Annotated in this window: 22 protein-coding genes and 3 tRNA genes; 14 read left to right on the top strand and 11 right to left on the bottom strand. The window is 42.3% G+C overall.

Features of this window, described 5'->3' with window-relative positions:
• Positions 1 to 27: 27 nt before the first annotated feature.
• Together AC5EUN_RS11070 and AC5EUN_RS11065 are read right to left on the bottom strand one after the other, a co-directional pair.
• A complete protein-coding gene (locus AC5EUN_RS11070) occupies positions 28 to 303 on the bottom strand; it encodes a putative quinol monooxygenase (RefSeq protein ID WP_010326346.1) in 276 nt (91 codons plus the stop codon).
• An 8-nt stretch (positions 304 to 311) separates the two neighbouring features.
• On the bottom strand, positions 312 to 1466 hold the full coding sequence (locus AC5EUN_RS11065) for a catalase family protein (protein ID WP_029574985.1): 1155 nt from the start codon (positions 1464 to 1466) through the stop codon (positions 312 to 314).
• A 246-nt stretch (positions 1467 to 1712) separates the two neighbouring features.
• Between AC5EUN_RS11065 and AC5EUN_RS11060 the strand changes: the two genes are divergently transcribed.
• The 4 genes from AC5EUN_RS11060 (at position 1713) to AC5EUN_RS11045 (ending at position 5503) form a co-directional block, all read left to right on the top strand.
• Entirely contained in the window at positions 1713 to 2417 is a 705-nt protein-coding gene (locus tag AC5EUN_RS11060; protein ID WP_010326348.1) for a DUF1003 domain-containing protein, read from the top strand.
• Positions 2418 to 2734: 317 nt separating this feature from the next.
• A complete protein-coding gene (surE, locus tag AC5EUN_RS11055; RefSeq protein ID WP_005399784.1) occupies positions 2735 to 3505 on the top strand; it encodes a 5'/3'-nucleotidase SurE in 771 nt (256 codons plus the stop codon).
• Between the two features lie 154 nt (positions 3506 to 3659).
• Positions 3660 to 4478, top strand: a complete 819-nt coding sequence (locus AC5EUN_RS11050) for a peptidoglycan DD-metalloendopeptidase family protein (protein ID WP_010326349.1) — start codon at positions 3660 to 3662, stop codon at positions 4476 to 4478.
• 95 nt (positions 4479 to 4573) lie between these two features.
• Entirely contained in the window at positions 4574 to 5503 is a 930-nt protein-coding gene (locus AC5EUN_RS11045) for a LysR family transcriptional regulator (RefSeq protein ID WP_010326350.1), read from the top strand.
• A gap of 208 nt (positions 5504 to 5711) precedes the next feature.
• Here AC5EUN_RS11045 and rsmI read toward each other — a convergent pair whose 3' ends face one another.
• Positions 5712 to 6557, bottom strand: a complete 846-nt coding sequence (rsmI, locus tag AC5EUN_RS11040) for a 16S rRNA (cytidine(1402)-2'-O)-methyltransferase (RefSeq protein WP_010326351.1) — start codon at positions 6555 to 6557, stop codon at positions 5712 to 5714.
• Positions 6558 to 6888: 331 nt separating this feature from the next.
• Here rsmI and AC5EUN_RS11035 point away from each other — a divergent pair, with 331 nt between their 5' ends.
• From AC5EUN_RS11035 to AC5EUN_RS11025, 3 genes are read left to right on the top strand one after another with little or no spacing between them, the layout of a single operon-like run.
• Positions 6889 to 7296 (top strand): YraN family protein, encoded by a 408-nt coding sequence (locus tag AC5EUN_RS11035; RefSeq protein WP_005399780.1) that lies wholly within the window; start codon positions 6889 to 6891, stop codon positions 7294 to 7296.
• Between the two features lie 60 nt (positions 7297 to 7356).
• Positions 7357 to 8040 (top strand): BON domain-containing protein, encoded by a 684-nt coding sequence (locus AC5EUN_RS11030; RefSeq protein ID WP_010326352.1) that lies wholly within the window; start codon positions 7357 to 7359, stop codon positions 8038 to 8040.
• A complete protein-coding gene (locus AC5EUN_RS11025) occupies positions 8030 to 8914 on the top strand; it encodes an alpha/beta hydrolase (RefSeq protein ID WP_010326353.1) in 885 nt (294 codons plus the stop codon). Before AC5EUN_RS11030 ends, AC5EUN_RS11025 begins: the two co-directional genes overlap by 11 nt.
• Positions 8915 to 8956: 42 nt before the next feature.
• On the opposite strand, the gene nudC is transcribed toward AC5EUN_RS11025, so the two are convergent.
• The 3 genes from nudC to dnaQ all read right to left on the bottom strand — a co-directional run bounded on the left by nudC (position 8957) and on the right by dnaQ (position 12927).
• Positions 8957 to 9733, bottom strand: a complete 777-nt coding sequence (nudC, locus tag AC5EUN_RS11020; protein ID WP_010326354.1) for an NAD(+) diphosphatase — start codon at positions 9731 to 9733, stop codon at positions 8957 to 8959.
• Positions 9733 to 11376: a hypothetical protein gene (locus AC5EUN_RS11015; protein WP_010326355.1), complete on the bottom strand. Its 1644-nt coding sequence runs from the start codon at positions 11374 to 11376 to the stop codon at positions 9733 to 9735. The genes nudC and AC5EUN_RS11015 overlap by 1 nt, the downstream gene beginning before the upstream one ends.
• 126 nt (positions 11377 to 11502) lie before the next feature.
• Positions 11503 to 12927, bottom strand: a complete 1425-nt coding sequence (gene dnaQ / locus AC5EUN_RS11010) for a DNA polymerase III subunit epsilon (protein ID WP_010326356.1) — start codon at positions 12925 to 12927, stop codon at positions 11503 to 11505.
• 209 nt (positions 12928 to 13136) lie between these two features.
• Between dnaQ and AC5EUN_RS11005 the strand changes: the two genes are divergently transcribed.
• From AC5EUN_RS11005 to AC5EUN_RS10980, 6 genes are all read left to right on the top strand, one after another.
• Complete coding sequence (locus AC5EUN_RS11005) at positions 13137 to 16406, top strand: LysM peptidoglycan-binding domain-containing protein (RefSeq protein ID WP_279731652.1); 3270 nt, start codon at positions 13137 to 13139, stop codon at positions 16404 to 16406.
• A gap of 35 nt (positions 16407 to 16441) precedes the next feature.
• Positions 16442 to 18283 (top strand): extracellular solute-binding protein, encoded by a 1842-nt coding sequence (locus AC5EUN_RS11000; protein WP_010326358.1) that lies wholly within the window; start codon positions 16442 to 16444, stop codon positions 18281 to 18283.
• A gap of 21 nt (positions 18284 to 18304) precedes the next feature.
• Positions 18305 to 19366 (top strand): microcin C ABC transporter permease YejB, encoded by a 1062-nt coding sequence (gene yejB / locus AC5EUN_RS10995; protein ID WP_058952083.1) that lies wholly within the window; start codon positions 18305 to 18307, stop codon positions 19364 to 19366.
• Complete coding sequence (locus tag AC5EUN_RS10990) at positions 19366 to 20379, top strand: ABC transporter permease (RefSeq protein ID WP_010326360.1); 1014 nt, start codon at positions 19366 to 19368, stop codon at positions 20377 to 20379. Before yejB ends, AC5EUN_RS10990 begins: the two co-directional genes overlap by 1 nt.
• Positions 20354 to 21943 (top strand): ABC transporter ATP-binding protein, encoded by a 1590-nt coding sequence (locus AC5EUN_RS10985; RefSeq protein WP_010326361.1) that lies wholly within the window; start codon positions 20354 to 20356, stop codon positions 21941 to 21943. Before AC5EUN_RS10990 ends, AC5EUN_RS10985 begins: the two co-directional genes overlap by 26 nt.
• Before the next feature lie 118 nt (positions 21944 to 22061).
• Entirely contained in the window at positions 22062 to 23306 is a 1245-nt protein-coding gene (locus tag AC5EUN_RS10980) for an NADH:flavin oxidoreductase/NADH oxidase family protein (RefSeq protein WP_010326362.1), read from the top strand.
• A gap of 8 nt (positions 23307 to 23314) precedes the next feature.
• Here the strand turns inward: AC5EUN_RS10980 and AC5EUN_RS10975 are convergent, their stop codons facing one another.
• The gene (locus tag AC5EUN_RS10975; RefSeq protein ID WP_010326363.1) at positions 23315 to 23980 is read right to left on the bottom strand and encodes a glutathione binding-like protein; all 666 of its coding nucleotides are present in this window, start codon (positions 23978 to 23980) and stop codon (positions 23315 to 23317) included.
• A 61-nt stretch (positions 23981 to 24041) separates the two neighbouring features.
• Here AC5EUN_RS10975 and AC5EUN_RS10970 point away from each other — a divergent pair, with 61 nt between their 5' ends.
• Positions 24042 to 24650, top strand: coding sequence for a YiiX family permuted papain-like enzyme (locus AC5EUN_RS10970; protein WP_010326364.1), 609 nt, complete (start codon positions 24042 to 24044; stop codon positions 24648 to 24650).
• A gap of 77 nt (positions 24651 to 24727) precedes the next feature.
• On the opposite strand, the gene AC5EUN_RS10965 is transcribed toward AC5EUN_RS10970, so the two are convergent.
• The 4 genes from AC5EUN_RS10965 to AC5EUN_RS10950 all read right to left on the bottom strand — a co-directional run bounded on the left by AC5EUN_RS10965 (position 24728) and on the right by AC5EUN_RS10950 (position 26064).
• Positions 24728 to 24803, bottom strand: a tRNA-Glu gene (locus tag AC5EUN_RS10965).
• Between the two features lie 47 nt (positions 24804 to 24850).
• A tRNA-Glu gene (locus AC5EUN_RS10960) sits at positions 24851 to 24926 on the bottom strand.
• Between the two features lie 24 nt (positions 24927 to 24950).
• Positions 24951 to 25026: transfer RNA gene (locus AC5EUN_RS10955), tRNA-Glu, on the bottom strand.
• A 132-nt stretch (positions 25027 to 25158) separates the two neighbouring features.
• Positions 25159 to 26064, bottom strand: a complete 906-nt coding sequence (locus tag AC5EUN_RS10950; protein ID WP_493352346.1) for an alpha/beta hydrolase — start codon at positions 26062 to 26064, stop codon at positions 25159 to 25161.
• Positions 26065 to 26111 lie beyond the last annotated feature (47 nt).

The following is a 26111-nucleotide window of genomic DNA, read 5'->3' as shown; positions in this document are numbered from 1 at the left end:
GTCATTTTATAGCTAGAAACTTAAACCTTATTCACCCTCAGATATTTTGTACTGCCGTTTAATATTTTGCGTTTTCACTCCCCAAATGGACGAGGCCGTTCTACTTTGGTGATGCTTAAAACTTTTCATGCTATCAAACACTTCCTGCACCTCCCAGATAAAAGGGTCGAGGCTTTGCTTGACCTCAAAAGAAATGCAGCCTTCTTCTTGATGAGTTAATTCAATATGCGCTGGAAGGAGTTCTATCACCATACAGACTTCTTCTTTAGACACACAGATTAACAGGCCATTGAGTTTAACCATAGGACTCCTTATTGATCTTCGACATTGTTAGCGTTTGTTTGTTTAGCCGAATTCATCTCATGTCTGACGCGACTAATCTGGTCATATATGACTTTGCGCATTCGGTTTATCGCACCCAGTGGTTTATGTTCAGCTAATGCATGCCATGGTGTAAAGGATAGATTTTCACAAAACTTATTTTGCTCAGGGGTATCAAAAACTTGCTGAGGAATACGAATAGTGGCCACCTTATAGAAAGGGGCTTGGTCTTCTTTCCATTCCGTCATCGAGTCTTCAACAGACATTGAGTTGGATGTTCGAGGTTGTACTAAAAACTCCATGCAGGCATCACGGTCTTGTAAGGTCGTTCGAAGTGCCTCTCTTAAAAAGTCCTTTTGAGGAGTAACTGGAATCGGGCTAACAACGCTTGAACATGCACGAGCAGAGTACTTTACTGCTTGACGATGATCGCCAACTCCTAACTGATAGGGCACCATAGACCAGTATCTGGTTTGCAGTGGATTTGAAATTTTATTTCTAGTGTTCAAGGCAATCCAAGTGCCTTTAGCTCCTAATGCAAAAGGGACATGCAGTTTTTTTAGAAAACGATCGCTATTGATATCTTGCATAAATGATAGATAACGAGCAGGGTCATTGGCAAAGAATACAGGGTGATTGACCATGATAAAATCTTGCGTAGGCGCAGGTTCATCTAAAAGGTTTTTCTCTGGCACGGCTAAAAGTTTGATCGCCATGCCGCGTGCATCTTTTTTTATATCCGCCTGTTTTGCATTACTCGATCCATTCGAAAAACGAATCCATGCTTGATAAGTTTTCCCCGGAATAAAAACACCATAAGCCATGTTTGGAGGCAATGTCTCGTTTATCTTAAATTCTGCGCGTACGCAACCATGTGCTTTAGGGTGTGCATCACGTAGTGCGATATCTGTGGCATATTGTTTTCGGATCGTCATTTCAATGATATTCGCGATTTCTTTAGCAGTGGCGGCCTCATTCGGATAAAGACTTTCACTTAGACCATGATCTATATCTGGATACATAAAATTTTTGGAAGAACTCAACACTACAGAGGGTGTATTCGCATCTACATTAGCTGCGACACCTGTGAGTAATATGGCGTGAAAAAGTAGACCTAAACGCATAGGCCTTGCGGAGTTAGGCATTGATTGTCTCCTTGCTCTAAAGCTGGATTTTTTTAATTTTTAGCCTGATGATATGAACTTGTTTAGCCTTATTTAAGACACAGAATCATGATTATATCTGTGGCATTTTTTTATTCATGGCTACTGTCTAGAAAAATCTTAATGAGGAGCTACTCTGAGTGATGGTGAAAATTTGACATTGGTTTAAAATTTGTTCGATGATGTTTATCTCCCCAAAACCAATAATGATTATAAAAGAGAACGAGCATGAGCGAAAAAAATCAAAGTCATGAATGTTTAGTCTGTGGGCAGAAATTCCTCATTAAAAACCTCATTCCTATGGGGGCAATACGAAAATCTATTACCGAAGAAATTTCACATGATTTTCCAGAATGGTCGCCTCAAAGTTATATATGCCAAGCAGACTTAACCAAGTATCGAATTCAGTATGTTCATTCCCTGTTAAAGTCTGAAAAGGGGGAAGTGACTGATCTTGAATATGAGGTGATTAAAAGTTTGCAACAACATGAAGTGATCACCAAGAATGTTGAAAACCAGTTGGATCAAAATTGGACTTTAGGGGAAAGGCTGGCAGATAAAATTGCGACCTTTGGCGGTAGTTGGGCTTTTCTCATGTGCTTTGCGACTTTCCTAGCCATTTGGATTATTGTTAATACAGTGGTCATGGTTACGCATCCTGCCGATCCTTATCCCTTTATTTTATTAAATTTAATTTTATCCTGTATTGCTGCGGTTCAAGCTCCCGTGATTATGATGAGCCAAAATAGACAGGAAGCCAAAGACAGATTGCGTTCGCAAAACGATTATAAAATTAATTTAAAGGCAGAGTTAGAAATTCAACACTTAAATGAAAAACTAGATCATCTGTTGATGCATCAGTGGAATAGGTTAACCCAAATACAAGAAATACAACTGGATTTGTTATCCGAAATGAGTAAAAAACGCGAATAAATTGGCTTAATATCAAAACACTTAAAAGCATTTTCTGTAATAGAACGTATGCTGAGCTTCTTCTGTTTTTAGGCTCTCTCTTTTTTTGCACTCTGCTCATGCAAGATTAAAGTACTCACCCAGATCAATGATTTCATCTTTTCAGATTGCCTGATCTCAATGTATAGTCGTTCTGCATCGAGGACTCTATAGCTTTTCTTTTCGCTTTAAAGATTTAGTTTTTTCAAGCTACCCGTAAAGATTAAAAAGACGAAGACGAGTGCAAAATAGATGTATAAGGCTTTTACCGACTCATATAGATTTAAGAAGATCCATCAGTGAATATTTTAATAGCCAATGACGATGGTGTTTTTGCACCAGGTATTCAAGCGCTCGCACATGCTTTACGTCCATTAGGTCGCGTGGTGATTGTAGCACCTGAAAGTGAACGCAGTGGTTTTTCCAGTGCTTTGACTTTAGATCGCCCCTTACGCCCAATCGAAATTGCACCCGACATGTGGGCAGTCAATGGAACACCCGCCGACTGTGTCTATTTGTCCATGAATGGCTTATTTGACTTTGAGTTTGATCTGGTTGTTAGTGGTATCAATAGCGGGGCAAACTTGGGTGATGATGTACTCTACTCAGGTACAGTCGGAGCAGCCTTTGAAGGGCGACTGATGAAACAGCCAGCCATTGCGGTATCACTTGCGGGCCCTGAAGTGCGATCGTACAACAGCCCAGAAGATTATCATCATGCTGCACAGTGGGTGCATGACTTTGTGAAACAAGGTTTGCCAGCACTGCCACCACGCCATATTTTAAATATTAATATTCCAGATGTCGCTGAGTTACAGGGCGCTAAAATTACTTATCAAGGACGTCGTCGTCAGTCTAAGCCGATTACCAGTCATGTTGACCCACGTGGTCGTCAAGTGTACTGGATTGGGCTTGCGGGTGAAGCTGTGGCAGAACCGAAAAGAGGTTATGATGAGGTAGAGTCAGACTTTTTCGCTGTGGCGAATGGTTTTGTGAGTATTACGCCTATTCAGATGGATGCAACCAACTATGAAGTTTTGCATGCATTACAAGGGCAAATAAGTGCTTAAAAGGCGCTACAGCTGAGCAATACAAGGAATGTATTCAGCTGTTTGTTATAACTTTGTGAAAATACGCGCAGAGATACTATTTTCACATACTTTTTTGCTAATCTTAGCGCAAATTAAACTGATTATTTTTTTGTATTTTTAGAGAGTAAGATAAATGTCTGTGTTGTCTCAAATTCGTTTCATTGCAATTCCTACAGCACTACTGAAAACTGTCGTGTTATCCACAGCTGTAGTTTCAACTGTTATTTTGAGTGGTTGTGCTTCTAAACCACAGGTTAACAATGCAACACGTTTTGCGAAAGCACCAGACTATTATACAGTTCGTTCAGGCGACACGCTGAGCGGTATTGCAACTCGTTATGGGCTGAGTTATACCTCTGTTGCAGACATGAATGATATTGCTGCGCCGTATCGTATTTATGTGGGGCAGTCATTACGTTTAAAAGGTTCGGGTAGTCCGCGTACAACCACGACGCAACCTATTACACAAACCGCTCCAATTCAACGTCAAAATATTGGTCTCCCGAGTCAAAATACGACCACCACAACTACAACAACTCCTGCTAAAGTACCGACCGCACCTGTTGCGAGCTCGAAAAGTTCAACTTTACGCTGGGTAAAACCAAGTAACGGCGCTGTTTTGCAAGGTTATAATTTAGCAAATAATGTAAAAGGTATTCGCTATGCTGGTAACCAAGGTGATCCAATTTATGCAGCAGCAGATGGCCAAGTGGTGTATGCAGCAGACGGATTGAAAGAATATGGGAACTTAATTTTGGTTAAGCATATTGATGGTTATATCACAGCATATGCACACAACAGTGCAATGAATGTGAAGAGCGGTCAAAATGTGACGGCAGGACAGAAAATTGCTGAAATGGGATCCACAGGTGCAACGCGCACCATGTTAGAGTTCCAAGTACGCTTAGATGGCAAGCCAATCAATCCGACTATAGTTTTACCATTAAATTAAAAAATCTGGATGCAACGCAAAAAATTCACCGTATAATACAATGAGTTGTTTTTATCAAATAGATGAAAACTTCTCATGAATCCAGAGAGAATTTTATGTTAGATCAACTACGGGCAATGGGTGTTTTTGCTTGTGTTGTTGAAAAGAGTTCATTTAGTGGGGCCGCGCGTGAGTTAGGCATCACTACAAGTGCTGTGAGTCAGCAAATTCGTTCTTTAGAGCAAGAGATGGAAGTTGTTCTTTTACATCGCTCAACAAGAAAGTTGAATTTAACTGAAGCAGGCCAAGCTTTTTTCCACAGCTGTCAAGAAATGCTCGCCGCTGCTGAACGTGGCAAAATACGTATCAATGAATTGCGCGATGATCTTGTGGGTGAGCTGCGAATAGCCACTACGCCAGAGTTAGGTGCCAATCATGTGATTCCTGCTTTGTCGCATTGGATGTCTGCACATCGCGGATTATCTATTCATATTGAAGCAGATAATCATTATGTGGATTTGATGAATGGGCGAATTGATATTGCCCTAAGAATGAGCCCAACAGTTGACGATCAAAGTGTACATGTCGTGCCACTGGCGCGTGTGGAACAGATTTTGGTTGCTTCACCGAGCTATTTGAATCAGTCTGCACCAATTTCACGACCTGAAGATTTGAAAAATCATGATCTTATTCCGATCACGATTATGAAAAATAATCATGATTTTGATTTTAAAAATGTGGTGACAGGTGACGCGGTTAAACTTGAGATGAAATCAAGAGTAGCCAGTAATAATATTTTAGTGACAAAGACTTTATGCCAACATGGGCATGGGGTTGCACGTATTTTATATTTGGATGTGCAAAAAGAATTGGTTAACGGTTCTTTAGTGGAAGTTCTTCCAGAGTGGAAGCTCCCTAACTTTACGCTATATGCCATCATTTCAAAGCATGAGCAACAGCCGATGAAGATCCATCGTTGTTTGGATGCATTGAAACAATACTTTTGCCAACTACCCGGCGGTCGTATTTACCAAGAAGCAAGCTAATTCGATAGAGATTATAACTGACGATCAGTCAACCCATACACATGCTTATAAATTTTAAATGATATAACTACATAATTTGAGTTAAGCGGTTCACATGGAACCGCTTAACATGGAGAGCAGCAGAGAAAGGCCAAAGCACTTACGTCTGTTGCTCTTTATTTTTTTCATTCACAATAAAAACAGTACTTTTATTCTAAGCTATTGAAGCCTATTCAGCCTGATCTTGCGTTAGTTCTAAAGCGCGTTGGTATGCAATTTTCTTTTTAATACCTGTCAAATCAGCCGCTAACTGTGATGCAGCTTTCACTGACAAATCTTGTAAGAGACGCGTTAAAAGCTGGTCGAGTTTTTCTTGTGCCATATCTTTTTCAGTGGTCGCGCCACCAACAACCAATACAATCTCACCTTTTTGTTGATGATGATCGTTTGCAATAAATTCAACCAACTCACCTAATGTCATCTTCTTGATGGTTTCAAAGGTTTTGGTAATTTCACGGGCAAAACCGACAGGGCGGTCAGCACCAAAGACTTTAGCCATGTCACTGACACTGTCTAAAATACGATGTGGTGCTTCATAAAAAATAAGGGTTTGCGTTTCGTCTTTGAGCTTTTCCAAACTTGCCAGTCGTTGGGTTTGTTTAGAAGACAAAAAACCTTCAAAGCTGAAACGATCACTTGGTAAGCCCACTGAGCTTAAAGCTGCAATGGCAGCACATGCGCCCGGTACAGGGATTACGCGGATATTATGCTCTTGTGCCGCACGAACCAATTTAAAACCTGGATCACTGATAAGAGGCGTTCCTGCATCACTGATAAGCGCCATATCTTCACCTTTCAACAAACGCTGAATAAGGGTGTCAATTTTGTTGCTTTCGTTATGATCGTGGCATGCGGTGAGAGGTGTTTGAATATTAAAGTGTTTCAGTAATTGTGTTGAAGTTCGTGTATCCTCAGCAGCAATGATTTTGACTGATTTTAGTACATCAATTGCGCGGTAAGTCATGTCATCTAAGTGCCCAATAGGGGTTGCGACTACAAATAACTGGGCACTCATGGGTTTTCTCCGCGCTGCAAAATAATAAAATAATAGGTTGGCTTGAGTGCTTTGATGCATTCAACCGATACCACGATAAGCATTCTACCTGAATTGTCCGTCGTGGCGTGAGTTAGAATATTGTCGGCGATGGATTTGCAGGAGTCGGGAAGACATTCGATTGAAATCTAAACGCCAAAAAGGCTTTAAAACGTAGAATGAAATGAATTGTTTGGTTCGAGAGACTCACAGCAGTGGTTTTAAACATCAAGACGTGAGATTTTTGATCGATATTTAGTTTTTCGAAATGTGATGATTAAAAAAATAAAAACGAAGTAGGGAAGATAAAGAGATGAAACTGGGACAATGGGCAGAGCAACAAGCTTTGACTGTGCTAGAAGAACAGGGTTATGTTCATGTGCAGTCCAATTATCACTCGCGCTTTGGTGAAATTGATCTGATTGTACAAAAAGGGCAGGAATTGGTTTTTGTTGAGGTCAAAGCACGCTCAAAAACGCGTTTTGCGCAGGCTATTGAAACAATTTCCTATTCAAAACAACGCAAAATAGCAAAAACGGCCATGTTATTTTTACAAGATCATCCACATTTCCAGCAATATTATTGCCGCTTTGATGTGATTTGTTTTGATTTTTTTAAAGAAATTGCAAAAACCATACAGCAAGATTTTTCAAAATTCACTTATGATCAGCAATGGATAGAAAATGCTTTTACTTTTGATCAAGACTTTATTAATCTTTGAACAAAATCAAAGCTGAAATGCTGAATTAAAATAGTTTGAAAAGTTGAGGAGTCTTGCTGAGTGTTCAATCGTATTGCAATGACCGTATTATGCGTCGCAAGTTTATCTGGATGTGCAAGTTTCATTTCGGGTGGGACAGGAACAGCCGCTGTAGGAACAGAAAGCGGTGCACGTTCATTAGGGCAGGTCTTTATTGACTCTTCAATTGAGCGTACTGCAAAAATTAACTTATATAAATTGGACAGTCGTTTTAAACAGTCACGTGTCAATATCGAAAGTTTTCATGGCAATGTCTTATTAACAGGACAAGTACCCGATCAACACTTACGTCAATTGGCTGAAGACAATGTACGTGCGATGTCGGATGTCAAAACCGTGCATAACTACATTACAGTTGGAAACCAAATTAGTTATAGCACCATCATGCAAGACACCTCAGTTACAGCAAATACACGTGGCTTGATCATGAAAGCTGCTGTTGTTTCAGATGCGAAAGTGCGTATTCACACCGAAGATGGCGTGTTATATGTGATGGGACGTTTAAATGGTGCTGAAATTACCGATTTAAACCAAGTGTTACAGCAAGTGGGGAATGTGACTAAAATTATCACATTGGTGGATAATATAGAGCAACAGACGCAAACGACCAGTGCATTTGCATCACCAATGATTAATTCAACACCGACAGAGCAAACGCCTGTTGCGATAGACCCAGACCAAGTTGAGCCAAATAATGTTCAATAAGCTTCAGCCTTTTGTTCAAAGACTGAATCGTTCGGTAGAGTATGCAAGATTACTCTATCGTGACTTTCGTATTTATGATGTCGGTAGTTATGCCTTAAACCGTTTAACACCGCGTAAGGGTTATTCGGTCCAAGAAAATGTGGCCTATGGGCTACGCGCGCGACATCGTTTAGATTTGTTTCGTACACAAACACCGCGTGAACACCGACCTCTGATCGTATTTGTGCATGGCGGCGCATGGATGCATGGCGATAAAAAAGATTATCGTTTTATTGGAGAAGCCTTTGCAAAAGAAGGCTTTGATGTGGCTGTAATTAACTACCACTTGGCGCCTGAGCATATTTTTCCTGCCTCTATTGATGATCTCAGCTTGGCTTTAAATTATCTCAATGTACATCAGCTTAAATATCAAATTTCAACGGAAAAAGTGGTGTTGATGGGGCATTCTGCGGGCGCGTTTAATGTGATGTCTGCGCTCTATCATCCGAAGCCATATGAAATACAATGCCGCAGTCAAATTACTGCTATTATTGGTTTGGCAGGCCCTTATCATTTTGACTATAAAGGTGATCCAATTTGTGCGGATGCTTTTGATCAGAACAGACCTTATCAAGAAGTGATGCCATATTATTTCGTCGAGTCGAATAGGGTTAAACATTATCTGTTGGTTGCTGAGAATGATGATGTTGTTGGGTTAAGCAATGCTGTTGATTTGGATCGTAGATTGAAAGAAAAAGGCAACTACAGTCAACTTTGGACGGTGCCACGCATTGGTCATATTTCAATGATTGGTTCGGTATCGAGTTTGTTTAGTCGTTACTTCACGACCAAGCAAAAAATTATGCAGGCGCTCGAGGATGCGCTTAAGCACTAATTAGGTTTTAAAATGTATTTGTTGTAGCGATGGTGAGTGAGCTTACAGCCACTCACGTGTATCATCTGCGACCGTTGTGCCTTCTGTCGCATGCATGATCATGGCATGTGCAATACTGCCTTTGAACGGAATTTCAGGCAATTGATCAAACTTAAAGAACTGGGCATCGCTGATTTCTTCTTCTTGTAAGCAAAGCTCACCCGATGCGTATTCTGCTTTAAACGCAATCATTAAGTTACTTGGAAAAGGCCAAGGCTGACTCGCCAAGTATTGAATATTTTTAACTTGAATGCCGACTTCTTCCAAGGTTTCGCGGCGTACCGCTTCTTCTAAGGTTTCACCGACTTCAACAAAGCCTGCAATCAACCCATACATATTGCTACGGGTATTACGCGCATTTTTTGCCAACAGAATTTCATCTTCACCTCGTGTAATGACGGTGATAACACAGGGTTGTACTCGTGGATACTGATGATAACCGCAGGCAGGGCAGATCATGGCATATTCGCTGGCATGCGCTTCTGTGGCGTGGCCGCAATGACTACAAAATTTATGATTGCGACGCCATTCTAACAGTTGAATAGCTCGGCTGGCCTGTTCGAATTGTTTGGTGCTCCAGAGTGGAAGCAACTGGCGAATTGGGATGAGTTCTAAGCCATCAGGAATCGGCTCATTGTCTAGCAGGTCTCGGGCAATCACTTGATCATCCGAGTGAAAACTTAAATCACTTGCTAGCTTTTCTACACGAGGCAATTGAAAGTTATGGTCCACCAACAATTGTTGTTGGTGGAAAATATAAGCAAGTGAAAGTTCTGACATTAGGCAACAGTCTTTAGTTTTTGGCTACTGTTCAATGCTACATCAAACATACTGTGTAATACAGGCTGTTTGTTTTTTAAGTTATCAATCAGCATATCTGCACTTGCGAGAGCATCAAGTACATGATTCACCTGAGCGGCAGTGAGCGCAGTTTCAGCCGTGATTTGTTGTTGCACAAAATCTGCTGAAAGATTCAGAGCAGTTTGACCATTTTCAGCGCCTAAGAACAGCATTGCGCCAGCAACTTCACGTAGTTGTGCAGGAGTATTCTCAAGAGCAGTTAAATCTTGTTCTTGCTGATATTGCGCCAACGCTTGACTACTTAAGTCAATAGACGTTTTAGTCTCAGTCAATAAAGCAGCATGGGCTTCATCTAAACGGTCTAGTGAAATATTCATGTTGTTCACACGAAGCTGTAGGCGGCTTGAAGTATGGTGACGTTCTAACACGCCAATCGAGTTCATTGCCGACAAGATCACGTTCATCAACTGCTGCGCAAAACCTTCATCTTTCAGCATATCTGCTTGACTAAGTGATGCTGCTTGACGGTTTAAGTCATTATGCGCTTCATTTAAGTTCAATACTTTGAAAATGTTCGCCAAATCGACCAGTTTTGCTTGGAGCTCTTGGGTCTTTTCAGGGGTCATGTTTTGGTAGTTGTACTCAATGTCATTGCGGATTTGCGACATTTCGGTGGTTACCAAATCACTAATGGTATGCATCGTGTCGAAATCTGGGCCATACAGATGACGACTGAAAACTTGCAGCTGCGTATCTGTGAGTAGGTCGTCGCCAATATTGAGTTTGCCACGGATGTGTTGAGACACTTCGTCTTCTTGGCTGATACATAAGCTGAGAATGTTGGCAAGATCGGTGAGGCTGGCTTTGAAACGTTCAGGCGCAGTAAAGAACTGTGCAATGTTACGTTCGATGCTAATCAGAGTGCGTAAACGTGGTTCATTAATGAGCAATTGTTCAATTTGATTGAGTGCAACATAGACCAAGTTCCAATATTGTTTACTCGGCGTTTGTTCTGCTAGACCCGCTAAATAAGTGCCCACCAATTTCATTGCTTGTAAATCAAGTTCGCTTTCTTCTTGTTTCAACATTTGACTTAAAGACAGCTTGTACAGGCGGTGAACATATTGAGATTTTTCAAGACTTGGTGCTTGAGGGAGGCTGAAATCTGGGGTGATACAGTCTAGTAAGGACTCGATGTGCTGACCTTCTTGCGTTAAAGGCTTTGCTAATGCAATTTCAAGACGGTTTAAGGTGTCGAGTAAAAACTGTGGAATTTTCACTTCTCTTAAACAAATGAATTCAATATAGCGCTTCAGCATGGTCGTGCCTTCGCTGAGTGCAATCACATCTTGCGTATTAATCTGTGCAGGATTCCCCATGATCTTGCGCATAAGCTCTGCGGAATATTCAGCAATTTTGGCTAAGCTCGACATATCAATCAATGCAAGCACTTGAGCACATTGCTCAAATTGGTTTAATGCATCGTCAATTCCAAAAGGTAAAGTCTGATCTTCCGCTAAGGTGCTCACAGCTGATTCAACCAGCTTAATGGAGTTATCCACTTCATTTTTTATTATCAGCAGCGCCGTTGGATCAAAATGAATAGAGGTTTGGTAAGACATTGATCTGCACCTATCCTAGTGTTTTATCGTGTTTATATGCGGCCCAAAGAAGGCATAGCAACTTGTTTATCACTATAGCCTAACTGAAAAATCTTGTAATACAAAAGTTAACAAAAACTTTAGAATTTATTTGGCAAAAAGGCAGGGTGTGCCATGTTTTTCTTGGTATTGTTTGACCCAAGTCTCATGTGCTTCAAGTTCTTCGGCTGAAGGGTGAATTACCGCCAGTTCAATATCCAGTGTTTGACGCTGACTTTGCCCATTTTGTTGTTCACTATGTGACAGGGCATCCATATCAAAGGAAACCTGACCACCTGTCATAGCCAAGTAAACGTCGGCTAGAATTTCAGCATCCAGTAAGGCCCCGTGGAAGGTACGGTCACGCTGTGGAATTTCGTAACGGCGAACTAAGGCATCGAGTGAGTTTTTTTGCCCCGGATGCTTAGATTTTGCCATCGCGAGGGTATCTGTCACTGCACAAACTTCAGAAAGTGCAACAAATCCTGCACGCTTGAACTCCATGTCTAAGAAGTTCATATCGAAGCTTGCATTATGCGCAATGATTTCCGCACCTTTGAGATAGGCAAATAAAGTGTCAGCAATCTCTTGATACAGCGGTTTATCTTTTAAAAAGTCATCAGAGATCCCGTGGACATTTTCAGAATCGCCCACAGGTTTTTTCGGGTTGATGTAGATATGAATAGAGCTGCCTGTGAGCTTCCGGTTCACCATTTCAATCGCACCAACTTCAATAATGCGATCGCCATCTTGATAATAAAAACCGGTGGTCTCTGTATCGAGGATGAGCTGTCGAGGTCCAAAGACCTCAACCTTACGTGGAGTAATCACAATTTGTGGATGTTGTTTGAGTTGTGTTAAATCCACACTTGCCACAACTTCAGGCGTTTGTTCAATAGAACACTGAGTTGTTGTAGCAAGTTCTGGTTCAGCGACTAAACTTGGCTCTTGTTCTGTAACGTGTATTTCACTTTCGGCTAAATCTTCGCTGTCATCGGCTTCTTCGTCATCGAAACCTAAACCAAAAGGGTCGTTTAACAACCAGTCTGGTTCAACTTTTTTTTTATCTACAGACGGTTCTGTTGTCGCTGTTTTAGACTGACGAAGTTGAGCCTGTGTTTGATCGGCACCAAGGTTTGCCAATTGATCTGCCATTTCGTTACCTTCATGACCTGCATGGCCTTTAACCCAGTGCCAGTCGATATCACGGCCTTGGCAGGCTGCATCGAGTTTTTTCCACAAATCTGGGTTTTTAACATCTTTCCAGTTTTTCTTTTTCCAACCCGTAATCCACTCGGTAATGCCGCGTTTGACATAGGTTGAATCTGTCCAGACAACCAACTTTGCATCGGTTGGGCAAAAAAGAATGCCTTCAATGGCCGCGGTGAGTTCCATACGGTTATTGGTGGTGTTGTCTTCACCGCCACACAGTTTATGTTCTTCAGTTTCTGTAATAATGTAGGCGCCCCATCCCCCAAGACCAGGGTTTCCACGACAAGCACCATCGACATACAGGGTAATTGTTTGTGACATACACAACTTCCGTAAACTGAAAATTAAAACTAAGCGGGCACCATTGTATAACGCAAATGCACTAGAGAAGTGTATAAGATGCAGCTTTTTTAATTTCTTGTAACATTTATACTGATTTCAAGTTAAATTAACGCCTTGTGTCTGCGGCGTGCTTTACTACAATGGCAGATCTAAAAAATAAATTTTATACGAGTTGTTTGGATTTTCTTATGTATAAGTCAGCTGCCATTTTTGGCCAACCGATGTTACCGACATTATTTAAAATTACAGTACTCGGTTCAGCTCTCGCGACACTTGGACTGGCTGGTTGCTCCTCGACGCAAAGTGCAACGCAAACATCTAAATCCAAACAAGTCGGATCAAACTACTTAGACGCAAATAGTCTAGATTCTTTAGAAGATTTACTTTCTGCAACCGACATGCGTGCGGTGGAAGGGGATCGCCTGTTGGTGTTAAAGCACGGTGACGTTTGGAAGCGTATGACCGTGGGCTTTAAAATGAACAGCGATCATTGGAATCCGCGTATTGATGCACAGCGCGGGTGGTTCATTTCACGTCAACCGTATTTGGATCGTTTAAGTGCACGTGCTTCACGTTATTTGTATCACACCGTTAAAGAAGCCGAGCGTCGCGGATTACCAACAGAGCTGGCTCTTCTGCCTGTGATTGAAAGTTCGTACGATCCTGCTGCAACCAGTAGTGCTGCGGCTGCCGGCTTATGGCAGTTTATTCCAAGTACGGGACGTATTTATGGCTTAAAACAAAGTAGCCAATATGACGGACGCCGTGATGTGGTGGAGTCAACACGGGCTGCGTATGAGTTCTTGGGCAGTTTATATAACCAGTTCGGTTCGTGGGAACTTGCCCTAGCAGCTTATAATGCAGGTCCGGGCCGTATTCAACAAGCGATTAACCGTAATAAAGCCGCAGGTTTGCCGACGGACTATTGGTCATTAAAACTGCCTGAAGAAACCATGAACTATGTGCCACGTTTCTTGGCGGTTGCGCAGATCATTAAAAATCCAAATGCCTATAACATCAATTTACCGCCGATTGCCAATCGTCCGCACTTTAGAGAAGTCACTGTGGGCGCGGTGAGTCTAAATGAAGTTGCGTCGATTACCGGTTTAAGTCGTGCCGAGCTGTATCAGTTAAATCCGGGACACCGTGGTGAATGGATTGATGGTGCAAGTCCAATGCGGATTTTAATTCCTGCGGATTTGAGCCCTTCAGTGGATGTACGTTTGAAAAAATTACAGGGTGGTTCAGGCGGCTTGTGGGCATCTGCAAATACCAAACTGCCTGAAAATAACCAAACGATTCAACCAAGCAAAATTGAATCACCGAGGTTAAATACCAAAGCGATCACACCGTCGAAAACTACACCACCTGTTTTAGCGACGACAACCACAAAAACCACAACAGGAAAGCCTACCACTTCATCTGTGGTTACGTCGTCAAGCGGTGCAGCTATCTCTACGCCGCCTCGTGGTTCAACGCCTAAGGGTTCTAATGCACTGGCTGCTTTTGCTGCCAATAGCGATATTCCAAGTGCGCCGCGTATTCCAGTTGCGGTGACGCCAGCGACCCCAGTGAAACCAGTTTCCGTTGAACCACCAATTTCAGTAGCAGAACGTGAGCAGTTAACCGCGGCAATTCAAGCTGAAGGTCAAAGCAAAACTGTCGATGAAGTTCTGAAACCAGTTGCGACGAAAGCAGAGCAAGCTGAAGTGGTAGCTGAAATTCAAGCTTTGGCCCCTCAAGGCACAGAAATTGTGGATCCTTTAGATGGTAAAATTAAGCTCACCGCAATTCAAACCAGTCAGTCTGTGGCAGAGCTGCAAGGTAAAGAGTTAACCAAAGGTTTTGCTTATCCAAAATCTGTGGCTGACAATACTCGTTTAGATTCAGATGAAGTGAAGCGTAATCAAGGCAAAAATTTTGTTAAGACTGACTCTGAAATTGTAATTGTTCCGCCAAAAGGTAAACGTTCAACTTATACCGTACAACCGGGTGATACTTTGGCGCTGATTGCTGCCAAAAATGGGGTGAACTGGCGTGATGTGGCGAAGTGGAACCAAATGGATGCCAATGCCACACTTTATGTCGGTACATCGATTTATTTATATGATGCAAAGCCACAAGCTGAAAAAGTAGAAGTACGTTCTACCGTGAAAGCTGAGACTAAACCTGAGAGTTATACTGTTCGTGCCAATGATACCTTAACCGGTATCGCGGATGAGTTCGGTTTAAGCTTAAAACAGTTGGCTGATTATAACGGTTTAAGCGTAACGAGTGGTGTACGTGTGGGGCAAAAGCTTTCTTTAAAAGAAACAGCTCAATCCCGTACTAAATCCAACGATGAAAAAACTAGCAGCCCAACCAAAGTGGCAACCCAGTCGTATACGGTGAAACGTGGCGAATATCTGAAACTGATTGCAGACCGCTATGCGCTGTCAAATCAAGAATTGGCAGATTTAACACCAGGTTTAAATGCGGGCAGCAACCTGTTGGTGGGACAAAAAATTAATGTGCCACTCAATGATGTCAAAAGCTTAACGACAAGTAGTGCCAAAGCATTTCCAGTCAAAGCTGAGCCACAGTTCAAAGTTGAAAGTTATAAAGTACAACGTGGTGACACATTATATAGCATTGCATCACAGTCGAAGATGAGCTTGTCGGAGTTGGCTGATCTCAATAATCTGTCAACCAATAGCGGTTTACAAGTGGGTCAAAGTATTAAGATCCCTGCGGGTTCAACTGTGCCAGATACTTATACCGTTCAGTCAGGAGATTCGTTAACTGCGATTGCTTCGAAATATAATTTGGGTATGGATTATATTGCTGACCTCAACAACATGAGTCGTACAGCAGGCTTACGTGCAGGTCAAAAACTCAAATTAACCGGTGAAGTGCCTGCTGTTGAAACGCCGAAAACAGTCGAAAAACAAACCACTGCAAGTAATAACTCAACCGATATTCACGTTGTGAAATCGGGTGAAACCCTAAATAGCATTGCACGTAAATATCATTTGCAACTGAACTATTTGGCTGAATTGAACAACCTGAGTCGGACGGCGAATGTTCGTGTCGGTCAGCGTTTGAAAATTGAAGGTGATGTTGATTCAGCTCCAGTCAAAACAGAAACTGTGGCAGCAAAATCACAAGCAACTTCAGGTCGAGCAACTGAAGCTTATAAAGTGAAGTCAGGCGAGTCGTTAAACTCAATTGCAAGCCGTGCTGGGATGTCGGTGTCAGAGCTTGCTAGTTTAAATAACCTGAGTGCACGTGCAGGCTTACAAGTTGGGCAGACCATTCAAATCCCGAAACTGATTACGCAGTACACAGTAAAACGTGGCGATACCTTAATTGGACTGGCAAGTCGTTATGGTATGGACACTTCGCAATTGGCTGAGCTCAATGACATTAAACCGAATACGCAGTTGCGCATTGGCGATGTAATTAAGGTGCCGAACTAATATTGAGTTGAAATGCAATTTCAGAGAAAGCTTCGATGACGGTTAGAACAACACTCTTGCTGTTCAGCCTTGTAACGATTCCTTTAAAGGCATGGTCTGCACTGCAGACCATGCCTTTTATTGCACCTTATGGTACGCCGAAATACAGCCAATTGGATCATCTGCCTTATGCCAATGTGCAGGCACCGAAGGGTGGCGAATTAACACGTGCAGTCATTGGGAGTTTTGATAACTTAAACAGCATGAATGGTCGCGGTACTGCGGTTGAGGGAACCAACTATTTATTTGACTCACTTATGAGTAGTTCTTTGGATGAGCCTGCGGTGATGTATCCGTTGCTGGCAGAAAAGGTCAGCTATGACCCGAAAAATTTTAACGCTATCATTTTTCATTTAAACCCTAACGCACGGTTTAGTGATGGCAGTCTTGTTACCGCAGCCGATGTAAAGTTCAGTTTTGATATCTTTCAAAGCAAATCCAATTTTGGCTTACAGATGTATTTGTCAGATTTAGCCAAGACAGAAGTGTTGTCCAAATACAGCGTCAAAATGCATTTTAAAACCCGGAATAATGTGGAAATGCCTTTGATTGTGGCCAGAATGCCAATTTATTCCAAAAAAGACTGGCAAGGCAAAGATTTTAGTAAAACTTCGATCAAACCGATTTTAGGATCAGGCCCTTATCTCTTAGAGAAAATCAATGCAGGGCAGAGGGTTGTTTATAAACGTAATCCAAAGTATTGGGCCAGAGATTTAAAGGCCAACCAAGGGCGCTATAATTTTAACCGCGTGAGTTATGTGTATTATCGTAGCAAAGATATTGCTTTTACTGCATTTAAGGCGGGTTTATATACCTTGCATGAGGAAGAGTCCGCACGACAATGGGTGACTGCTTATAATTTTCCTGCAGTAAAACAAGGTCTCGTTAAAAAATATCGCTTTAAGCATTTCAATCCGATACCGACGCAAAGTTTTGTGTTTAATACCCGTCGTCAGCCCTTTCAAGATATTTATTTTCGCCAAGCTTTAACTTATGCCTACGACTTTGAGTGGCAAAACAAAGCGATGTTCTATGGGCAATATCAACGCTTGCAAAGTTATTTTTCTAATAGTGAACTAGAGGCGAAGGGTGTGCCTTCGGCTGCTGAAATCAAAATCTTAAAGCCTTATTTGGCGAAATTGCATCCCGTACAGCGAGATGGCGTTTTAAAGAACTGGCGTTATTCAGCTTCAGATGGATCGGGCTATAATCGAAATAATTTGCTTATCGCACGACAGATTTTATTAAAAAACGGCTATAGATATAATGCCAAAGGGCAATTGTTGGATCGGAAAAATAAGCCGATTCAGTTTGAATTTCTGATTCAGCCGAGTGATGCTGTACGTGAAATTACGCCTTTTGTTCGCCATCTAAAGCGCCTAGGAATACAGCTGAACATTCGACAGGTTGATACACCGCAGTACTATGAGCGGATGCGTACTCAAGATTTTGATATGACCCTACAAACGATGCCGCAGTCTTTGACACCGGGTAAAGAACAGGTGCAACTGTGGGGCAGTGCTTCAGCCCATCAGGTGGGAAATTATAATTATTCGGGTATTCAAAATCCGGTGATTGATCAGATGATTCAACAGTTGATTCAAGCGCCTGATCGTAAGCAAGTGGTCGTGCAAACGCGTATTTTAGATCGCTTGTTGCGTGCAGGTTATTATCAAATACCGACCTATGGTAAAGCGGATCAATGGTATGCCTATTGGAACATGTATCAAAAACCAGCACGGAGTCCACAGTTGCATGTCGGTTTGGATTATTGGTGGAGTGATGCCAAACAGGCGAAAAAGGTGAGTCAGTACTTAGGTCAGGCAGCCAAGCCATAAGCTGGCATAGGGGGTTTTGAGATGCGTATGTATATATTCAAAAGGCTGTTGCTGATCGTTCCGACCTTATTTCTGATTTTGCTGATCAATTTTGCTGTGATCCAAATTGCACCTGGTGGGCCTGTTGAGCAAGCCATTCAACAAGCGGAAGCTATGCAAACTTTGGGTAATTTGGGCGGTGCAGGTGGAGGCTCAAATGTCTACCAAGGCGCGCAAGGACTAAGTGATGAAATGCTCGCAAAGATCAAAGCACATTATGGTTTTGATCAGCCCATGCATATACGCTTCTTTGAAATGGTGAAAAATTACGCGCAACTGGACTTCGGCACGAGCTTTTTTAAAGACCAGCCCGTTACAGCATTGATTAAGGATAAATTACCTGTATCGCTGTCCTTGGGGCTGTGGAGTGCTTTGCTGATTTATCTGATTTCGATTCCTTTGGGCATTAAAAAAGCCCGATTCCACGGCACAGTGTTTGATCAGTCTACATCGCTCCTGTTGGCAGTGGCTTATGCGGTTCCTGCGTTTATTTTTGCAATTCTCTTGATTGTCTTTTTTGCAGGCGGATCTTACTTCCAATGGTTCCCCTTACAAGGTTTGGTTTCGGAGAATTTTGCGGACTTGTCACTATGGGGCAAAATTAAAGATTATTTCTGGCATATGGCTTTACCGCTTTTAGCGATGGTGATTGGTGGTTTTGCTACAGTGACTTATCTCACCAAGTATTCGTTTATGGAAGAGCTCAGCAAGCCTTATGTGCTGACGGCACGGTCTAAAGGCCTGACTGAGTCTCAAGTGTTGTATGGTCATGTGTTTCGTAATGCGATATTAATTGTGGTGGCAGGCTTACCTGAAGCTTTAATCGCTTACTTCTTTGTGGGCAATTTATTTATAGAGATCATATTTAATCTGGATGGTTTAGGCCTATTGGGCTTTGAGGCGATTGTGCAACGAGACTATCCTGTGATTTTTGGCACATTGTTCATTTTTACTTTGTTGGGCTTGCTGCTGCGTCTGATTGGCGATGTGTTGTATCAGTTGATTGATCCGCGAATTCATTTTGATTCGCAAGGGAGAGGCTGATGTCACCTATTTTACAGGCAGGTTTCAAGCGATTTAAGCAAAATAAGCTTGGTCTTAGTTGTTGTATTTTATTTCTTTGTATTTTTGTACTGTCTTTAGCTGCAGAATTGATCGCGAATGATAAGCCGCTGTTGGTTAAGTATGATCATGCTTTGTATTTCCCTGTATTGAAACACCATCCTGAAACGACTTTTGGCGGTGTGTTCGAAACTGAAACTGAATATAAAGATCCAGTGGTACAACAGCTGATTCAAGCAAAAGGTTGGGTTGTTTGGCCGTTGATCCAATATTCATATCAAACTCCCAATGTAGATTTGACTGTCCCTGTACCGTCACCACCCACGATGCAAAATTGGCTCGGGACAGATGACCAAGGTCGTGATGTTTTGGCACGAATATTATATGGCTTACGTGTCTCATTGTTGTTCGGTTTTGTTTTGACTTTCAGCTCAGCTGTACTGGGCATTGTGATTGGTGCACTACAAGGTTATTACGGTGGTTGGGTCGATTTAATCGGACAGCGTATTTTAGAAGTGTGGGGTGGGCTACCCATGCTATTCATGGTGATGATTTTAGTCAGCATGTTCAGCCCAAATATCTACTGGTTATTTTTAATCATGCTGTTATTTAGTTGGACGATTTTAGTTCCACTGGTACGTGCTGAGTTTTTAAGGGCCCGCCAGTTGGACTATGTCCGTGCTGCGCGAAGTTTAGGTGTCACCAACCGAGCTATTATTTTTCGGCATATTTTACCTAACGCAATCAGCTCGAGTCTGTCACAACTGCCTTTTATCTTAACAGCCAATATTACAGCGCTAACCGCACTGGATTTCTTGGGCTATGGCCTACCGCCTGATGCGGCATCATTAGGTGAGCTTTTGTTACAAGGCAAGAATAATTTAAATGCACCATGGTTAGCTCTGTCTGGCTTTTTTAGCTTGGCTATTGTGCTTGCGTTGCTGATGTATATCGGGGAGGCTTTGCGCGATGCATTTGACCCTAGACGCCAATAGAACAGCTCCGATACTTGAAGTGAATGCCCTGAGCATTCACAGTTCAGAACGGGTATTAGTCGATCAGCTCAGTTTTGAACTACGTGCTGGGCAGACTTTGGCGCTGGTTGGAGAGAGCGGTTCAGGAAAATCGGTCAGTGCTTTAGCCTTGATGGGTTTATTGCCGAAAGATTTACAAGTGCAAGGCTCACTATTATTAGACAGAAAAAATCTCTTAAAGCTGAGCGATGCGCAACTTAGGCCGATTCGTGGGCAAAAAATCGCGATGGTTTTTCAAGAGCCAATGACCGCTTTAAATTCTTTGCATCGGGTGGAAAAGATCATTGCCGAGACTTTATGGTCACAGGGTTGGTCGAAAGCTCAAGCGCGACAACGAGTAATTACCTTGCTAGAGGATGTGGGTATTCCAAATCCTGAAAGTGTGTTACAGCGTTTTCCTTATGAGTTGTCTGGCGGGCAGCGTCAGCGGGTCATGATTGCCATGGCACTGGTGCAAGAGCCTGATATTTTGATTGCAGATGAACCCACCACAGCACTAGACGTCATGCTGCAAGTTCAAATTTTAGACTTGCTGAAGTCTTTACAACAGCGCCATAACATGGCCATGATTTTGATTAGCCATGACCTCAACTTGGTGAAACACTATGCTGATGATGTCGTGGTCATCCATCAAGGTAAGGTTGTAGAGCAAGGAGAGGTTGCGCAGATTTTTGAGCAGTCGCAGTCTACTTATACTCAAAACCTACTCAATCATTCTTTTGGTCAAGCCATTAACGTACAAGATGCAGCATCTTTGCTCCGCTTAAAACAACTTGAGGTTAAATTTCCGATTAAAAAAGGCTGGTTTAATCGCACGACACAGTATCTTGCTGCGGTTGAAGCTTTGGACTTGAGCTTGGCTCAAGGGCATTCTTTGGGAATTGTTGGGGAAAGTGGTGCAGGCAAAAGTTCTTTGGCACTGGCCGTAGCAAGGCTGATTGAAAGTCGAGGAAAGATCCAGTTTGGAGAACATGATTTAAACCAACTCTCGCAAAAGGCATTGCGTCCGCTACGTCGTGATTTTCAAATCGTGTTTCAAGACCCGTTCGCAAGTTTGAACCCACGCATGAGTGTTGAACAGATCATTGCAGAAGGTTTGACTTTAAAGCCTTTGTCTTTGTTTGAGCGAACACAGCGTATTGAGAATGTCTTAACTCAGGTGGAGTTGCCAGTCGCATTTAAAAGCTATTATCCACATGAGCTATCTGGTGGGCAAAGGCAGCGTGTGGCTTTGGCACGAGCCTTGGTGCTTCAACCTAAACTATTGATTTTAGATGAACCAACTTCGGCCTTAGACCGAAGTACGCAGCGTTCGATTGTGGCGTTATTACGCCGTCTACAACACGAGCAGGGTATCAGCTATTTGTTTATTGGCCATGACTTACAAGTGGTACGTGCACTCTGCCAACAGGTTTTGGTTTTGCGACATGCCAAAGTAGTGGAATTGCAAGCCACTGAACAACTTTTTGAGCAACCGCAGTCTGACTATACGCGTCAATTGATTCAAGCCAGTCAGTATCAGTAAAATCATTTTCTAAATAAAAGATCAGAAATTTTGACAAAATGAATTGTCAAATTCTCTTGACTGTAGCCAAAAAACACATAGAGTAAAAACACTAAAAAATATTAAAGGATGAATTTTCATGAGCCAGCTTGCAAGCGCAATCGACATTGGGCAGGTCCATTTTAAAAATAAGATGATTAAAGGGGCAATGAGTGAAGCACTGGCCAATCATGCTGGCCAGCCGAATCATTTGCACTTAGGCTTGTATGAGGCTTGGGCAAAAGGAGGCCTAGGCTGTGCCATTACAGGTAATGTGATGGTGGACTTCCGAGCTAAAAATGAACCAGGCGTGGTGGTGATTGAAACCGAACGTGACTTAGAACCACTAAAACAATGGGCTGCGATTGGTAAAAAACATGGCATGGTGCAATTGGTGCAGTTGTCACATCCGGGCCGTCAATGTCCTAAGGGTTTAAATAAGGAAACGGTTGCACCTTCAGCAGTACCGTTTAGCCCTGCTTTAGCAATGAGCTTCGGAACGCCGCGAGCGCTTCGTGAAGATGAAATCCTTGATATTATCCAACGTTTTGCAACTTCAGCCGCCATCTGTGAAAAAGCGGGTTTTGAAGGCGTGCAATTACATGGTGCGCATGGTTATCTTATCAGTCAGTTTTTATCGCCGTTGACCAATAAACGCCAAGATCAATGGGGTGGCTCTGCTGAAAACCGCATGCGTTTTTTATTGGAAATTTATAAAGCGGTACGTGCAGCGACCTCGGATCAGTTTATTATTTCTGTCAAACTTAATTCAGCAGATTTTCAGCGTGGCGGGATTAGTGAAGAAGATGTCATTGCGACATTTAAAGCTATTGATGCGGCTGGGATTGATTTGATTGAAATTTCAGGGGGCAGCTATGAAGCACCTGCGATGGCAGGGGTGAAGCAAGAAAAACGTAAAGCGTCGACCATTGCACGTGAGGCTTACTTTTTAGAGTTTGCTGAAAAAATTCGTGAACAAGTCCAGTGTAAGCTGATGGTGACAGGCGGTTTTCGTACTGCTGCGGGTATGAACGCAGCCTTAGCGAGTGGCGCGTGTGATTTTATTGGGATGGCGCGTCCATTTGCGGTAGAACCCGACGTGACCAATCGTTTAATTGCAGGGCAAGATGTACGTTATGCAGTCGATAAGATCAAAACAGGTATTTCGATGATTGATAAAATGGCGATTATGGAAGTGATCTGGTATGCCGCACAATTTAAGGATATCGCAGAAGGTAAACAACCAAATCCGAAACTGTCACCGCTCAAAGTGTTTTTTAATTATTTAAAAGGCAATGTGAAAGCCGTGATTAAGGGGCAAGTCAACTCTAGAAAGTCAGCTTAAGCATAGCCTCACTGTGTGATAGACCAATAGTGTTCAAAATAAGAAGCAGACCATTGCCCACGTGCCATTGCAGCATTAAAGGCAGGTCTGCTTTGTTTTTGGGTGAAATAGTGTTGAATAGACTGATACTGGGCAAACTGCGGAGTGGCATAACTGGCCGCATAGATTGGAAACCACATCAAGATATCCACATAACTAAACACATCGCCTGCAAAGTATGAATGCGTGCTTAAGTGGGTATCAATTTCTTTAAGTTGCCGATGTAGCTCAGGGTTTAAATAAGCACGATTGAACGCGCTTTGAAAGGCCAAACTCACAAAACGTACAAGCAAAGGTGTTTGTTGTTTAATGTGTTGGAAAACTTGTTTCAATGCCAAATTGGGCATGAGACTGGCATCGCTATAATGGCTATAAAAACAGAAGTTCCAATACTGTGTATGCTTATGAGGAATAATCAACTTCTGGCACAGTTGGCATAAGTATTCTACGATTGCGCTGCTTTCCGTAAGTCGTATCGTCTGAGTATAATGTGGAATGTCGAGCGTTGGAAATTTCAGATTCGTTTGTCTAGCTTGTGTTGCATCATACAGCTTGAGTTCATAAGATAGCTCAAGTTCCTCAAGTAGCCAAAGAATACGTTGTGAACGCGAGTTTTGAAGATGATGTAAGATCATAAATATTTTTAGTTTTAAGTGATTGATCGTATCTATAAAAGAAGAATAAAGGAAATCTAGGATGAAAAATAGAAATGTTGCGATTTTAAGTGCTGTTTTACTGTTGGTAAGTCCTCAGCTGCTATGGGCGAATATGTCCTATCAAACGGGCGATATTATTTTTCATGTTTCGAAGTCTCAGCAAAGTTTAGGGATACAAAAAGCGACCAAGTCCCGTTATAGCCATATGGGTTTAATTGTTCATAAAAATGGAAAATCATGGGTTTTAGAGGCGGTTCAGCCTGTGAAATATACTGCACTTCAGCAGTGGATTGATCGCGGGGTTGAACGGCATTATGTGGTGAAGCGCTTTAAAACGAATTTGACTGTTCAGCAAAAGCAGCACTTGATCAAGAACGCAGAACAATACTTAGGCCAGCCTTATGATCTTTATTTTGAGTGGGACAATCGTGCTTTATATTGCTCAGAAATAGTCTGGAAGGCCTATCATGATGCTTTAGGCATTGAGTTGGCGCCGTTATCCAAACTGAAGCAATTTAATTTAAGTTCGCCTGAAGTCAAGCAACTCATGCAACAGCGATATGGGAAAAACATTCCCTTGAATGAAACTGTGATTGCGCCACAGGCTATTTTTGCCTCGACCGCTTTAATTGAAGTTGATCGTAAATAGACAAGCAATAAAAAAGCCCAAGTCATAATGCTTGGGCTTTTTTGTGAGATGACTTTAGAAAGAATCAATCTCGAATATGGCGTCCCTACGGGGATTCGAACCCCGGTTACCGCCGTGAAAGGGCGATGTCCTAGGCCTCTAGACGATAGGGACAGTACAGAAGTGATGTTTTAAAACCAATTACTTTTGATCTTAAGTAATGGCGTCCCTACGGGGATTCGAACCCCGGTTACCGCCGTGAAAGGGCGATGTCCTAGGCCTCTAGACGATAGGGACTTAATAAAACTTTACTTCTGAAATTGGCGTCCCTACGGGGATTCGAACCCCGGTTACCGCCGTGAAAGGGCGATGTCCTAGGCCTCTAGACGATAGGGACGTTTCAGAGGTGGGCGTATATTAGGGCGAAAATAGAGGGGTGTCAAACGCTTTTCTCTAAATAATTCTAGTTTTAAGTGTTGAGTGCATAAATTTAAAACAATCTAGATAAAATGATTAAAAATCATATGATTTAAGCCGATTTTTTAAGCAACTTAAGCAAGTTGTTGATGAACTCGGGATGGCGTAAATAGCCTTCGATCAGATGAGGATGAGCAAGATCGGTGGTGATTTGCTTGTTGATAATGGCGGGAGTAAAAGCAAACGGTTTTTGGTTCAGTGGAAAAGCACTCAGAAAATCAGCATCTGAATAAAAATTGATCCAATCGCCACATAAAGCTGCAGGCCGTTGAATAGGTTGCTGTAAATGGCACTGGATAACGCGAAAAGCAAGTGGTGAACCGAGGGTAATTAGTGCTTGAATCTTAAGTTCAGGGTGTCGAATTAAATAATTATAGGCAATCACGCTGCCTAAAGAGTGGGCAATCACAATATTGGGTTTCGTACCGTGTAAGTGCTCATGCAGACGCGTATGCACGGTGTGGATGAAGTGTGGATTGGATAAATATAGATACGCTTCCATCAAAAAACGATGAATAAAGCTACTATGCAGCTCTGGGAAGTGGTTGATTAAACTAGCTAAGTCGCGTAAGGCCAGATCTTTGCTGAGGAGGCTGATGTATTTAATTTTATTATTGAATGAGAGTTCATCTGAAATGGTGAGCTGGGGGTTTTTAGAAATTTCAGCTTGATGTTCGATATTGGGTGCAGCGTTGTGCGTCAGGTGAATAGGATGTAAAAAAGAAAAAGGAGACCAATGTTGTGGCATGAGGGTGCTGGCATTGAGGGTGTTTTCTAAATGCTGACGTGTTAGAAGATCTCCGTAAAAGGCCAGCCGACTGTGCCGCTGAAGATAGCGAAGGTCATTTGCACGGCCAAGTTCGCTCAGTACCTGTTGTAAGATCATAAGCCAATGTTGAAGCAGGGTACGCGCAGTCTTGTGCTGCTGATTCATCCCATGAATCCATACAATATTCATCAGGCATGCACCGATGATGTACTCGATAAAAACAGTATAAAAAAAAG

It is taken from the genome of Acinetobacter sp. CAU_H_S170_2 (genome assembly GCF_058890445.1).
This window is presented reverse-complemented; position numbering and strand designations above follow the sequence as displayed.

What these genes read in the sequence shown, in the direction of transcription:
- AC5EUN_RS11070 (WP_010326346.1), bottom strand. Translation starts at nt 303, where the DNA reads ATGGTTAAACTCAATGGCCTGTTAATCTGTGTGTCTAAAGAAGAAGTC.
- AC5EUN_RS11065 (WP_029574985.1), bottom strand. Translation starts at nt 1,466, where the DNA reads ATGCCTAACTCCGCAAGGCCTATGCGTTTAGGTCTACTTTTTCACGCC.
- AC5EUN_RS11060 (WP_010326348.1), top strand. Translation starts at nt 1,713, where the DNA reads ATGAGCGAAAAAAATCAAAGTCATGAATGTTTAGTCTGTGGGCAGAAA.
- AC5EUN_RS11050 (WP_010326349.1), top strand. Translation starts at nt 3,660, where the DNA reads ATGTCTGTGTTGTCTCAAATTCGTTTCATTGCAATTCCTACAGCACTA.
- AC5EUN_RS11045 (WP_010326350.1), top strand. Translation starts at nt 4,574, where the DNA reads ATGTTAGATCAACTACGGGCAATGGGTGTTTTTGCTTGTGTTGTTGAA.
- rsmI (WP_010326351.1), bottom strand. Translation starts at nt 6,557, where the DNA reads ATGAGTGCCCAGTTATTTGTAGTCGCAACCCCTATTGGGCACTTAGAT.
- AC5EUN_RS11035 (WP_005399780.1), top strand. Translation starts at nt 6,889, where the DNA reads ATGAAACTGGGACAATGGGCAGAGCAACAAGCTTTGACTGTGCTAGAA.
- AC5EUN_RS11025 (WP_010326353.1), top strand. Translation starts at nt 8,030, where the DNA reads ATGTTCAATAAGCTTCAGCCTTTTGTTCAAAGACTGAATCGTTCGGTA.
- nudC (WP_010326354.1), bottom strand. Translation starts at nt 9,733, where the DNA reads ATGTCAGAACTTTCACTTGCTTATATTTTCCACCAACAACAATTGTTG.
- AC5EUN_RS11015 (WP_010326355.1), bottom strand. Translation starts at nt 11,376, where the DNA reads ATGTCTTACCAAACCTCTATTCATTTTGATCCAACGGCGCTGCTGATA.
- dnaQ (WP_010326356.1), bottom strand. Translation starts at nt 12,927, where the DNA reads ATGTCACAAACAATTACCCTGTATGTCGATGGTGCTTGTCGTGGAAAC.
- AC5EUN_RS11005 (WP_279731652.1), top strand. Translation starts at nt 13,137, where the DNA reads ATGTATAAGTCAGCTGCCATTTTTGGCCAACCGATGTTACCGACATTA.
- AC5EUN_RS11000 (WP_010326358.1), top strand. Translation starts at nt 16,442, where the DNA reads ATGACGGTTAGAACAACACTCTTGCTGTTCAGCCTTGTAACGATTCCT.
- yejB (WP_058952083.1), top strand. Translation starts at nt 18,305, where the DNA reads ATGCGTATGTATATATTCAAAAGGCTGTTGCTGATCGTTCCGACCTTA.
- AC5EUN_RS10990 (WP_010326360.1), top strand. Translation starts at nt 19,366, where the DNA reads ATGTCACCTATTTTACAGGCAGGTTTCAAGCGATTTAAGCAAAATAAG.
- AC5EUN_RS10985 (WP_010326361.1), top strand. Translation starts at nt 20,354, where the DNA reads ATGCATTTGACCCTAGACGCCAATAGAACAGCTCCGATACTTGAAGTG.
- AC5EUN_RS10980 (WP_010326362.1), top strand. Translation starts at nt 22,062, where the DNA reads ATGAGCCAGCTTGCAAGCGCAATCGACATTGGGCAGGTCCATTTTAAA.
- AC5EUN_RS10975 (WP_010326363.1), bottom strand. Translation starts at nt 23,980, where the DNA reads ATGATCTTACATCATCTTCAAAACTCGCGTTCACAACGTATTCTTTGG.
- AC5EUN_RS10970 (WP_010326364.1), top strand. Translation starts at nt 24,042, where the DNA reads ATGAAAAATAGAAATGTTGCGATTTTAAGTGCTGTTTTACTGTTGGTA.
- AC5EUN_RS10950 (WP_493352346.1), bottom strand. Translation starts at nt 26,064, where the DNA reads ATGAATATTGTATGGATTCATGGGATGAATCAGCAGCACAAGACTGCG.